Genomic DNA, 11,213 nt, shown 5'->3' with positions numbered 1-11,213 from the left:
CCGATCGTCATGCTTCCAGGACCAGGGCCAGGCCCTGTCCCACGCCGATGCACAGGGCCGCCAGCCCGTAACCGCCGCCGCGCTCGCGCAGCCGCCGCGTCAGGGTGGTGACGATGCGCGCGCCCGAGGCCCCGAGCGGATGGCCGATGGCGATCGCGCCGCCGTCCACATTGACCAGAGCGGGGTCCAGCTCCGGCCACTCCGCGAGGCAAGCCAGGGATTGCGCGGCGAACGCCTCGTTCAGTTCCACCGCGACCAGGTCGCTCCAGCCGATACCCGCACGGCGCAAAGCGATTTCGGCCGCCCGGGTGGGCCCGATACCGAATACGTCCGGGTCCACGCCCGCCGCGCCGCGACCGGCGATGCGCGCCAGCGGTTTCCGCCCGAGCCGATCGGCGGAGGCGGCATCGGCCAGCAGCAGCGCCGCCGCGCCGTCGCTGAGCGGCGAGGCATTACCGGCCGTCACGGTGCCGTCGGTCCGGAACGAGGCCCGCAGTGCCGCAAGCTTTTCCGGCGTCGTATCGGCCCGGATCGATTCGTCCCGGGCGAGCTCGACACCCGGCGGCACGCTCACCTCACCGGCGAACCGCCCCTCGGCCCAGGCGCGCGCGGCATTGCGGTGACTGCGCGCCGCGAACTCGTCCTGCGCCGCGCGATCGATCCCGTACCGTTCGGCGAGCAGTTCGGTCGATTCGCCCAGCGAGATCGTCCACTGTCCCGGCATGCGCGGATTCACCAGCCGCCAGCCCAGCGTGGTCGAATGCAGGGTCTCGTTGCCGGCCGGAAAACCCTTGCCGGGCTTGGCCATCACCCACGGGGCGCGGCTCATGGATTCCACGCCGCCCGCCACCACCAGCCCGGCGTCACCGACCGCGATGGTGCGCGAGGCCTGGAACACCGCGTCCAGACTGGACCCGCACAGCCGATTCACCGTCGTGCCCGGCACCGTGGCCGGCCAGCCCGCCAGCAGCGCCGCCATCCGCGCCACATTGCGATTGTCCTCACCGGACTGATTGGCCGCGCCGAACACCACATCGCCGACCTCGGCCGGATCCAGCCCGGTGCGCCGGCCCAGTTCGCCCAGCACATGCGCCGCCAGATCGTCGGGCCGCAGCGCCGACAGCGCACCGCCGTAGCGCCCGAAAGGCGTTCGCACACCGTCGATCACGAATACGTCGTTCATCGCGCCGCCTCCAGGGCACGCAGCGCCGCCAGCTCCGCGGCAGTCGGCGGCGGCGTCACGCCGAGGGCGGCGGCGACCCGCAGCGGCCAGCCGGTCGCGGCGATCACCTGCGCGACGGTGACGCCGGGATGGACGGCGGTCAGGGTGAGTTCCCGGGTCTCCGGATCCGGCCGCATCACACCCAGATCGGTGATGACGGTCGTCGGCCCGGCCCCGCGCAGCCCCAGCGCCGCCCGGTCCCCCGGCCCGCGCCCGTGCCCGACCGAGGTCACGAAGTCGACCCGGTCCACGAAGCTGCGGCGGCTCTGCCGGGTCACCACGAAGATCTCCCCGCAGGAGGCCGCGATCTCGGGCGCACCGCCCGCACCGGGCAACCGCACCTTCGGATCGCCGTACTCGCCGATCACGGTGGTATTGATATTGCCGTACCGATCCAGTTGCGCCGCACCGAGAAACCCGATGTCGATGCGCCCGGCCTGCAGCCAGTAGTTGAACATCTCGGGCACGCTCACCACCGCGTCCGCGGTCTCGGCCAGGATGCCGTCGCCGATCGAAGCCGGCAACCGTCCCGGCTTCGCGCCGATCGCCCCGGACTCGTAGATCAGCACCAGGTCGGGCGCGTGCGTGCGCCGCGCCAGATTGGCCGCGGTGGAAGGCAATCCGATGCCCACGAACACCCGCCGGTCGCCGCCCAGGGCCCGCGCCGCCGCAATGGACATCATCTCGTCGGCGGTGTACTCCGCCCGCTGTGCCGCCGTGGTCATGACGAAACCTCCTGCGCCCGGATCTCGTTCACCCAGTCCTGGAACCGGCCAGGGTCACGGCCGATCGGGTCCCAGCGCGTGTAGGCGTCGTTGTCGCGCTCGTAGTAGTCCTGGGCGTAGGACGGCCGCGCACCGCCGGGCACCACCGCGACGGCGCTGATCACCCACTGCGGCAGCACGATCGCGCCCGGAACGGGCGTCAGCTCGTCCACCACTTCCTCTACCGTGACCAGGCTGCGCCGGGCCGCCAGCACGGCTTCCTTCTGCACCCCGAGCAGCCCCCACAGCTGGACATTGCCGTGCCGGTCCGCGCGCTGAGCGTGGATCACCGTCACATCCGGGTTCAGCGCGGGCACCGCCGCCAGCCGCTCCCCGGTGAACGGGCAGGTGATGAACTCGATGGTCGGCGTGACCTTCGCCAGATCCGTTCCGGCATAACCGCGCAGCACCGCGAACGGCAATCCGGAAGCGCCCGCGAGATAGCGATTGGCCATGCCCGCGTGGCTGTGCTCCTCGATCTGCAGCGGATGCGGCCGCCCGTGCTGCACCGCTTCCCGGAACCGGTGCAGCGAGCCGACGCCCGGATTGCCGCCCCAGGAGAAGATCAGCTTGCGCGCGCAGCCCGCCCCGATCAGCTGGTCGTACACCAGATCCGGGGTCATGCGCACCAGGGTCAGATCCCGCTTGCCCTGCCGGACGATCTCGTGCCCGGCGGCCATCGGAATGAGATGGGTGAAGCCCTCCAGCGCGACGGTCGACCCGTCGGTCACCAGTTCCGCGACGGCCGCCCGCAAAGTCAGGAACTCAGCCATCGAGGCCCCCCGGAATCGGCAGTCCCGCATAGTTTTCCGCGAGTTCGCGAGCCGCCGCCGGGGAGTTCGCCACCCGCCGCAATTGCGCGAGCTGCAATTGCGCGTCGAAGTCGTCTCCGTGCCGGTGCAGCATGCTGGTCATCCACCAGGAGAAGTGCGTGCACCGCCATACCCGCTGTAATGCGGTGTCGGAGTAGGCATCCGCGAGTTCGGCGGATCCGTCGCGCAGCAGTGTGGTCAGCGCCCGCGCCAGCACCGCCACATCCGCGACCGCCAGATTGAGGCCCTTGGCCCCGGTCGGCGGGACGATGTGCGCGGCGTCGCCGGCCAGGAACAGGCGGCCGTAGCGCATGGGCGCGGTGACGAAGCTGCGCATGGGCAGCACGCTCTTCTCGGTGATCCGCCCGGTCGACAGCGTCCAGCCGTCCAGACCCAGGCGGGTGGCCAGCGCCTCCCAGATCCGGTCGTCGCTCCAGTCCTCGATCCGCTCGGCCGGATCGACCTGCAGATACAACCGGCTCACGTGTTCCGAACGCAGGCTGTGCAGCGCGAATCCGTCCGGATGCCAGGCATAGACGAGTTCGTCGGTCGACGGCGCGACATCGGCCAGCACGCCCAGCCAGGCATGCGGGTAGGCGCGCTCCCAGGTCTGCCGCAGGTGCGCGGGAATGGCCTGCTTGCTGGGTCCGTGGTAGCCGTCGCAGCCGACCACGGCATCCGCGTCGATCCGCCGGGCGGCCCCGTCGGCATCGCGGAAGGTCACGTACGGGCGCTCGGTGGCGACATCGTGCAGCGCCACCTCGGATGCTTCGTAGAACGCTGCCTGCCCGGCCTTTTCGCGGGCGGCGAGCAGATCCTTGGTGACCTCGGTCTGCCCGTAGACGTAGACCGCGCGGCCCGCCAGTTCGGTGAAGTCCAGGTGCCGGCGCTCGCCGGGCCATTGCAGATAGATGCCGCGATGTTCGATGGCTTCGCGGTCCAGCCGCTCCCCCACCCCGGCCCGGCGCAGCAGTTCGACGGTGCCCGCCTCCAGAATCCCGGCTCTGATCCGGGATTGCACGTGTGCGGCGGACTGGCGTTCGACGAGCACCGAATCGATGCCCGCGCGATCGAGCAGCTGCGCCAGCAGCAGCCCCGCGGGACCGGATCCGATGATCGCGACTCGGGTTCGCATCTGTTCCGAACTCCTCATCTGTGCGGGTGGTGTGCGCTCAGAATCGGCTCCGGATCACGCCCGGCACTACGGCCCTCTCATTGAATGAAAGGGCGGCCCACGACGCTCCGGCGCGCTGCTTCACTCGGGCGTGTCCCCGATAGATATGGAGCAGAACGACATGCCGGGTCCCGGAACGAGACGTACGACGGTGATCGGCGCGGCCGCGCTGGCCGCCGCGCTGACGCTGACCAGCTGCGGTAAGGATGACGCAGCGCCCCAACCGGTTTCGCTGAGCGCGCCGGCCGGACCGGCCGGCACCTCCTTCTGGGCGGTCGAGGAGCAGCCGCCCGCCGAGGCGAAGGCGGGCGACATCTTCCGGGTGCAGCCGCGTTCGGACGCCCCGGCCGGTGCGCAGGGCTGGAATATCGTCTACGTCTCCGAGATCCAGCCGGGCGTGAAGAAATACGTGTCCGGCGAGATCTACGCACCCCTCGGCCGCGGCTCCGAGCCCCGGGACATGGTGCTGTGGAATCACGAAACCACCGGTCTCGCCGACAATTGCGCGCCCTCGCGGCGCAGCATGTACGACGGGGACCGCCCGCGCGTCCCCGCCATCGAGGCCATGCTGGAGGCGGGTCACGTGGTCGCCATGAGCGACTACCCGGGCCAGGGCCTGCCCGGCCCCGCCTATTACATGGTCGGCGAGGTGAATGCGCGAGCCGCACTCGACATGCTGCGCGCGGTCCAGCGGCTGCCGGAATTGAACGCCACCAAGCGTTTCGTCGAGTACGGCTGGTCCCAAGGCGGTCAGACCACCATGCGCGTGGAATCCATCGCCCGCTCCTACGCGCCCGAATTCGAAGGCGTCGGCGCGGCTCTCATCGCCCCCGCCGTGCGGATCCGCGATCTCACCGCCAATTCCATGCGCGGTCCCGCCAACGCCGGCTACGTCATCTCCACCCTGCCGGGCATCAAGGCCGCCCATCCGGAGCTGCGCTACCAGGACTTCCTCACCCCGCCCGCCATGGAGATGCTGCCCGCCCTGGCCGAAGGCTGCTTCGATATCTGGGATGCCGCGGCCCCGCTGCGCGACTCCTACCAGCCCACCGCCCTGACCCCGGGCAGCACCTGGTGGAACGCCCTTACCGCCGTGGACGATTGGCGCCCGGCCGGCGCCATGCCCTTCGCCGTCTACCAGGGCACCGACGACATCACCACCCCGGCCGAGCTCACCGGCCGCGAACGCACCGCCCTGTGCAAGGCCGGGGTCCCGGTCGAGTACAACGAGTTCCCCGGCCAGGATCACGAGACCGTGGTCGCCACCGCGGCGGATCGCTTCCCGGCCTGGGCCGCGGACCGTTTCGCGGGCCGCCCCGCACCGTCCAACTGCCCGCGGTAGCACGTTCTCGCCTCCCGCGCGCCGATCCCGCCCCGAGCGGGCGAAACGGCAACGGGGCGGGGCGGATCGGGCTACCATGCTCAGCGTCCGCCGCTGACCAGGGATTTGCTCCGGTTCCGGGCGCGTCTCGCGCCCGCCGGCAGGCCCGGCCGGCCGACGCTCAACTCTGCGAGCACAGTGCCGTGCTTTCACCGCCGAGCTCCGCCCCTGCCGCCGGCGACGTCACCGCACCCGTGATATCGCCGACGGCGAAACAGAGAGACGAACTCGCATGTCGGACGTGTCGCAAAGCCTGCTTCCCATCGACCTGCTCCCGGATGCCGGAGTGATCGCCGTGCGAACCGCCCTGCTCGCCGAACTGGTCGATCACCTACGCCGGAACCGGACCGAACTGCGGGAGAAATGGGCGCTGCGGATCACGGACGCGAAGTTGCTGACGGCCATGACCGACGACGAGATCTTCTCCGAGGCGACCTCGGTGTACGACAACTACGTCGAGGTGCTCGAGACCGGGTCGGTGGAGGCGCTGCAGAACTACGCGCGGAATCTGTCCGAGCGGATCATTCCGCGCGGGGTGGAGACCGACGAGGTGCTGGGGATCGTGCTGCTGTTGCGAGATGTGCTGGCGCGCAGTCTGTTCGAGAAGTATCAGACGGATTTCGAGCTGCTGAACCAGATGCTGGACGTGTACGAGCCGGCGGCCAATCGGATAGCCAATACCGTGGGCGTGTCGTTCGTGGAGGAACGCGAGCGCATCATTCGCCAGCAGCAGGACGCGATTCGCGAACTGTCCACGCCGGTGTTGCAGGTGCGCGAGCAGCTGCTCATTCTGCCGATCATCGGGGTGCTGGACGGGCAGCGGGCGCGCCAGCTCACCGAGCAGCTGCTGTCCGCGATTCGCGGCAACCGGGCCAAGGTCGTGGTCATCGATATCACCGGCGTGCCCGCCATCGATTCGACGGTCGCGAACCATCTGGTGCAGACCGTGGAGGCGTCCCGGCTGATGGGCGCGAACGTCATCATCACCGGGCTGTCGTCGGAGATCGCGCTGACGCTGGTCACCATCGGCCTGGACCTGTCGAAAATGAACGCGGTCGGCGATCTGCAGGGCGGCATCGAGGAAGCCGAACGGCTGCTCGGCTACGAGGTCACGCGGACCACCGACACGAAGGTAGCCCCCCGGGCCTGAGCCGCCCATTCGTGAGTGAGTGAGAGATTTTCAGTCGGGTCTTGTCACGCCTTTGATTCTGGTGGAGACTATTGCCAGATATCTGGTGATGAGTATCACCAGAGTGGCAAAGGAGCTGCTCGATGACGCGCACCCGATCCATTCCGACGCGCCACCCCCGGGAACAGGCCCGCGTGCCCGTGCTCGGCCCGACGGTCAAACTGCTCGGCATCAAGCCGCCGACCGAGACCGAATGGGAGGCCATCGGGACCGCCCTCACCGTCGGCGACGCCCCGATGGACGCGCTGGTCGACTGGATGTACACCGCCGGTATGGGCCAGGTGCGGCCGATCTTCGATCAGGCGCTCGAACACGGTATCGACAGCGTCCCGGACGCCCCGGAACCCTTGCGCGAGTTCTTCACCCGGGTGGAAACCCCCCCGGACTGGGTCGACTGGGATCGAATCAAGCTGGGCGAGATCACCTTTCAGTCCGCCGGTCTCGACGGCATCTATCTCGCACGGGACGTGCCGTTCCTGGGCGGATTCGTGGCCTCCGGCATCAATCGCACGCTGATGCTCACCAATACCGGCAAGAGCGGGGCGACCGGCGGCGGGCAGCGCTTCGCCGAAACCCTGCGCTGGGCGCTGGATGTGATCTCGGAAGACGGAATGCGCCCGGGCGGCAAGGGTTTTCGATCCACGCTGCACGTGCGGCTGATCCACACCTTCGTCCGGCGGCACGTCGCCGCGCGGCCGGAATGGCGGGCCGAGGACTGGGGCGTCCCGGTCAATCAGACCGATATGGCGGTCACCATGCTGGGCGCGCTCTTCGCCCCCGCCCTGACCGGCATGATGATGGGAAACCTGTTCACGCCCAAGGAACTCGACGCCATCGCCCACCTCACCCGGTACGTCGGCTGGGTCATGGGCATCGAGGAACGCTATCTGCCCAACGGATTCGTCGACGCCACCCGCCGGCTGTACCACTACCTGGCCGCGCTCACCGCCCCGGACGAGACCAGCGCGCAGCTGGCCCGCCCGATGACCGACGATCCGCTCACCTGGCACTACGAGCACCTGACCGGGTTGCGCCGGAGAATCGCCTGGGCGCAGCATCTTTCGATCAGCACGGCGTTCCTGGGCCGGGGCCGCATGCGCCAGCTGGGCCTGCCGGACTACATGCCGCCCTGGTATCCGGTGGCCAAGTTCCCGGTGAACCTGGCGCGTTCCGGCGCGGGCATACTGCTGCCCGGCTGGCGGGTCCGGCAGGCGCGTGCGGGCCTGCGCGCCCAGCACGCCTTCATCGACACCTTGATCGGCCAGAAACAGGATGGGGCCATCGGCGGTTCGGTGAACTACATCGGGCACGCCGCCTGATCGACCCGCGCGTCTCAGCCGAGGCTGCGCAGGAACAGAGCGAGCTGCCAGCCGCTCGGGTCGGGCTGCCCGTCGTTCTGCGTCGCCGCCGCGCCGATGGTGTCGATGTGGTTGTAACCGGGCAGCGTCACCACCCGGGCCAGCGCCGGCGTCGGGAAGAAGGTGCCGGTGGCGGGCGGGACGGGGCTGTCGCCCGCCCAGGCCACGAAGTTCGGCTTCAGGCGGCTCATACCGTGATAGCGCAGGGCCGCGAGGTCACCGGTGCGGGTGCCGCCGTAGCCCGCGCCGATATCGATCACCAGGCGGAGCGGGAAGTAGGTCTCCCAGTACGCGCTCGGGTAGCCGGTGCCCAATTGCCTTGCCACGTCGCGAATGTCGGCGACTTCGTGGTTCGGCGAGGTGTAGGGCACGCCCATCACGTCGTCGTAGTTGCGCCAGGTGTAGAGCACGGTGCGATCGGTGGGGGCCACCCGCCGCTGCGGCCCGGCGGTGATGCGCAGGAAGTTGCCCAATAGCGGAAGCTGGGTCAGCTCACCGGGATTGGGGAAGGACTTGTCCTGCACCGGTCCGCCGTCCAGCGCGCCCAGCCCCTGCTGGAACAGCGAGAAGTTCGACGAGTTGTTGTCGATGAGCACGCCGAGCAGCGCGGTATTGGTGAACCGGAAGTCGCGGATGGTCCCGGAACCGTCCGCGCCATCGGTAACCCAGGCCGCCCAGGTCGGCGCGAAGAAGGTGTTCAGGGTGCCGTCGATATCGGCATCGTGCGGAAGATGCGCCAGCAGCCGGCTTTCACCGTCGGGATCCAGGTGGGCGGCGAGCCCGGCCAGGCGCAGCAGCACGAAAGCGCGGGTGCCGAGCCCGGGCGCGGAACCGAAGGTGCGGGGCAGCACATCGGCGCGGAATCCGGTCTGCAGCAGCGAATCCAGCGGGCTCACAATGGCATTGGTGACGGCGCTGAGGAACGGCGTGTTCTGCAGGGCGACCGGATCGGAGGAGACCATGGAATCCTGCGCGGCGAAGGCGGCGCACTGATCCGCGCCGGGCCGGCCGTCGAACTCCCAGTCGGAGAAGAACCCGGTCACCAAGCCGCCCAGGGAGATTCCGGTGCACACGAACTTGCGCTGCCGCACCGCCTGCTCCGGAATCTCGTGCAGCATCACCTCGTACTGGTCGCGCACCACGCGCTCGAGGCCCATGTAATCCAGCACGCCCAGCTCGTTCGAGGCCTTGAACCCGGCGAAGCGCACCCCGTCGATGGGCATGCCGTTGAAGTAGTAGTCGACGGCATCGAGGTAGTTGCCGGTCCGCAGTGCGTAATCGAAGCCCAGCGTCTCGTCCAGGCAGGTGCTGCGCCGGGCCAGCGCCCAGTACTCGATGCGCTGCCCCATGGCCAGCGCCGAATGCACGGTATTGAAGGCCACGCTGTCGGAGTTGACCGAGCCGCCGTGCAGGCCCTGCTGCTGGATGACGACGCGGTCGGCGTCGGCGGACGCGGCCGGCCCGTCGACGGCCCGGTAGCGCAGGAACCCGACCCGGTCGCAGCTCGCCGGATGCGCGGGCGCACCGGCGGGCAACGGCAGCGCCAGGCTCACATACGAGACGGCGATGCCGTCCCGGGCCGAGAGCTGCTCCTCCTGCCGATCGCTCGCCGCGCTCACCGGTTCGGGATCGGCGGCCGCCGGCCCGGCCTGCGCGATGGTCGCGGCGGCCACGGCGGCGACCAGCCACGCGGCCGAACTCCGCGTGCGCGCAATATTTTTCGTCCCACCCGTGCGAGCGGAACGCCGCCCCGCCCGAACCACCCTGTTCATGCACTGCACGCTGCCAGCGCAACCCGATCCCGAACAGGTGACATGGCACGAAAATCACCGGGCCCGCCACAGCACACTGCCCAAAACGCGACCCGGCGGCGACCGGGCAGCGGGTCCGCTCGCCGTAAGCTGGAGGCGTGGGTCGACTGTTGTTCCTCGTGCTCGTGCTGGCCGCGCTGGCCGTGGCCGCGTGGTGGATCTCCCGGGAATGGACCGGCGACGTGGAGCGGGTCGCCGACGCCAAGACCGAGGTCCGCGGCTATCTGGACCGGATGGGCAGTGAACTGGTGCTCCTCGATCCCGAGGACGCCGAGGCCCTGGACGCGCTCGGCGAAGCCGCCGATCGCATGAATGTCGCCCGGACCCAGCTGGCCGCCGCGACCACCCTCGGTCAGGTCCGGGTGGCGCGCGAAACCGCGCGCGGCGGGCTGTATTTCATTCGCAAGGCCCGTGAGGCCATGGGTCTGGACCCGGGCCCGCCGATCCCCAAGTAGACCAACCGCACCGGTTACGACACCCAGGTCAGCAGTTCCGCGACCGGCTTGCGACCCCGCGGAATAGCGTTCGGCGCAGTCGGTTTCGCCGGGTCGGGATAGCCGATCGCAATGGCGTGGCGCGGTAACCAGTCCGATGCCAGCCCGACCGTCTCGGCCGCCCGGGTGACATTCCCGGCCGGATGGAAGGTCGTCGGGCAGCTGCCCAGCCCGTACCCGGCGGCGGCCAGGCACACCGACTGCGCGATCCGGCCCATATCGAATTCGGTATCGCTGAAACCGTTGTCGTGCGCGGCCAGCACCAGCACCAGCGGCGCGTCGGCGAGATGCACGGCGTACCCGCCCAGCCCCGCCAGCTCCCGCCGGATCTCCGGCCGGGTCACCGCCACGAACCGCCACGGCTGCCGATTGCGCGCCGACCCGGTCCACCGCGCCGCCTCGATGATTTGCTCGACGGTCGCCCTCGGCACCGGATCGGGCCGGAAATGCCGCACCGAGCGCAGTCCCCGGATCGCCTCGTTCACCGCGCCGACCCTACCGGGCGGGGGCGCGGCGCTGCCGGGCCCCGGCCCGTACGGCCGTATGGTTGGACCTGGACGCACGCTCTATGTCACTCGCCGAAGGAGATGTAGATGACGGACCACGACCAGAGCGCTTCGGAAAAGATCGACCAGCGGATCCGGGATCTCGACGATTGGCGCGGGCGCACCCTGGCCCAGGTGCGCAAGGTCATCCACGCGGCCGATCCCGAGGTGGTCGAGGAGTGGAAATGGGCGAAGGCCAGCAATCCCGGCACGCCCGTCTGGTCGCACGACGGCATCATCTGCACCGGCGAGGTCTACAAGAGCGCGGTCAAACTGACCTTCATGAAGGGTGCGGCGCTGGATGATCCCGGGCGGCTGTTCAATGCCAGCCTGGACGGGAACGCCCGGCGCGCCATCGATATCACCGAGCAGGACGTCATCGACGAGCGGGCGCTGGCCGAACTCATCCGGGAAGCCGTGGACCTCAATGTGCACGGTAAGCGGCATTGAGGTCCCGGCGGCT

11 protein-coding genes are annotated in these 11,213 nt (G+C 69.6%); 5 read left to right on the top strand and 6 right to left on the bottom strand.

Annotation, left to right across the window (positions count from 1 at the left end; translation table 11 throughout):
- Positions 1–7: 7 nt before the first annotated feature.
- The 4 genes from LTV02_RS37245 to LTV02_RS37230 are packed head-to-tail and all read right to left on the bottom strand — an operon-like array spanning position 8 to position 3,933.
- Entirely contained in the window at positions 8–1,183 is a 1,176-nt protein-coding gene (locus tag LTV02_RS37245; protein ID WP_233036200.1) for a thiolase family protein, read from the bottom strand.
- Positions 1,180–1,947 carry a CoA-transferase subunit beta gene (locus LTV02_RS37240; RefSeq protein ID WP_233036199.1) on the bottom strand — a complete coding sequence of 256 codons (768 nt, stop codon included), beginning with the start codon at positions 1,945–1,947 and terminating at the stop codon, positions 1,180–1,182. Before LTV02_RS37240 ends, LTV02_RS37245 begins: the two co-directional genes overlap by 4 nt.
- On the bottom strand, positions 1,944–2,759 hold the full coding sequence (locus LTV02_RS37235; protein ID WP_233036198.1) for a CoA transferase subunit A: 816 nt from the start codon (positions 2,757–2,759) through the stop codon (positions 1,944–1,946). Before LTV02_RS37235 ends, LTV02_RS37240 begins: the two co-directional genes overlap by 4 nt.
- The gene (locus LTV02_RS37230) at positions 2,752–3,933 is read right to left on the bottom strand and encodes a 4-hydroxybenzoate 3-monooxygenase (RefSeq protein ID WP_233036197.1); all 1,182 of its coding nucleotides are present in this window, start codon (positions 3,931–3,933) and stop codon (positions 2,752–2,754) included. The genes LTV02_RS37235 and LTV02_RS37230 overlap by 8 nt, the downstream gene beginning before the upstream one ends.
- A 160-nt stretch (positions 3,934–4,093) precedes the next feature.
- Here LTV02_RS37230 and LTV02_RS37225 point away from each other — a divergent pair, with 160 nt between their 5' ends.
- The 3 genes from LTV02_RS37225 (at position 4,094) to LTV02_RS37215 (ending at position 7,861) form a co-directional block, all read left to right on the top strand.
- Positions 4,094–5,314, top strand: a complete 1,221-nt coding sequence (locus tag LTV02_RS37225; protein WP_233036196.1) for a lipase family protein — start codon at positions 4,094–4,096, stop codon at positions 5,312–5,314.
- Between the two features lie 271 nt (positions 5,315–5,585).
- Positions 5,586–6,503, top strand: coding sequence for an STAS domain-containing protein (locus LTV02_RS37220; protein WP_233036195.1), 918 nt, complete (start codon positions 5,586–5,588; stop codon positions 6,501–6,503).
- A 122-nt stretch (positions 6,504–6,625) separates the two neighbouring features.
- Positions 6,626–7,861 carry an oxygenase MpaB family protein gene (locus LTV02_RS37215; RefSeq protein WP_233036194.1) on the top strand — a complete coding sequence of 412 codons (1,236 nt, stop codon included), beginning with the start codon at positions 6,626–6,628 and terminating at the stop codon, positions 7,859–7,861.
- A gap of 14 nt (positions 7,862–7,875) precedes the next feature.
- Here the strand turns inward: LTV02_RS37215 and LTV02_RS37210 are convergent, their stop codons facing one another.
- The gene (locus LTV02_RS37210) at positions 7,876–9,672 is read right to left on the bottom strand and encodes a hypothetical protein (RefSeq protein ID WP_233036193.1); all 1,797 of its coding nucleotides are present in this window, start codon (positions 9,670–9,672) and stop codon (positions 7,876–7,878) included.
- A 137-nt stretch (positions 9,673–9,809) separates the two neighbouring features.
- On the opposite strand from LTV02_RS37210, the gene LTV02_RS37205 reads away from it, so the two are divergent.
- Positions 9,810–10,166, top strand: coding sequence for a hypothetical protein (locus tag LTV02_RS37205; RefSeq protein ID WP_067714989.1), 357 nt, complete (start codon positions 9,810–9,812; stop codon positions 10,164–10,166).
- 14 nt (positions 10,167–10,180) lie between these two features.
- On the opposite strand, the gene LTV02_RS37200 is transcribed toward LTV02_RS37205, so the two are convergent.
- Positions 10,181–10,690: a nitroreductase family protein gene (locus tag LTV02_RS37200; protein ID WP_233036192.1), complete on the bottom strand. Its 510-nt coding sequence runs from the start codon at positions 10,688–10,690 to the stop codon at positions 10,181–10,183.
- Between the two features lie 108 nt (positions 10,691–10,798).
- On the opposite strand from LTV02_RS37200, the gene LTV02_RS37195 reads away from it, so the two are divergent.
- Positions 10,799–11,200 carry a DUF1801 domain-containing protein gene (locus tag LTV02_RS37195; protein ID WP_233036191.1) on the top strand — a complete coding sequence of 134 codons (402 nt, stop codon included), beginning with the start codon at positions 10,799–10,801 and terminating at the stop codon, positions 11,198–11,200.
- The last annotated feature ends 13 nt before the right edge of the window (positions 11,201–11,213 follow it).

This window comes from Nocardia yamanashiensis, assembly GCF_021183565.1.
Lineage (GTDB): Bacteria > Actinomycetota > Actinomycetes > Mycobacteriales > Mycobacteriaceae > Nocardia > Nocardia yamanashiensis.
Note: the sequence above shows the minus strand (reverse complement) of the source record. Positions and strands in the feature narration are given on the sequence as shown.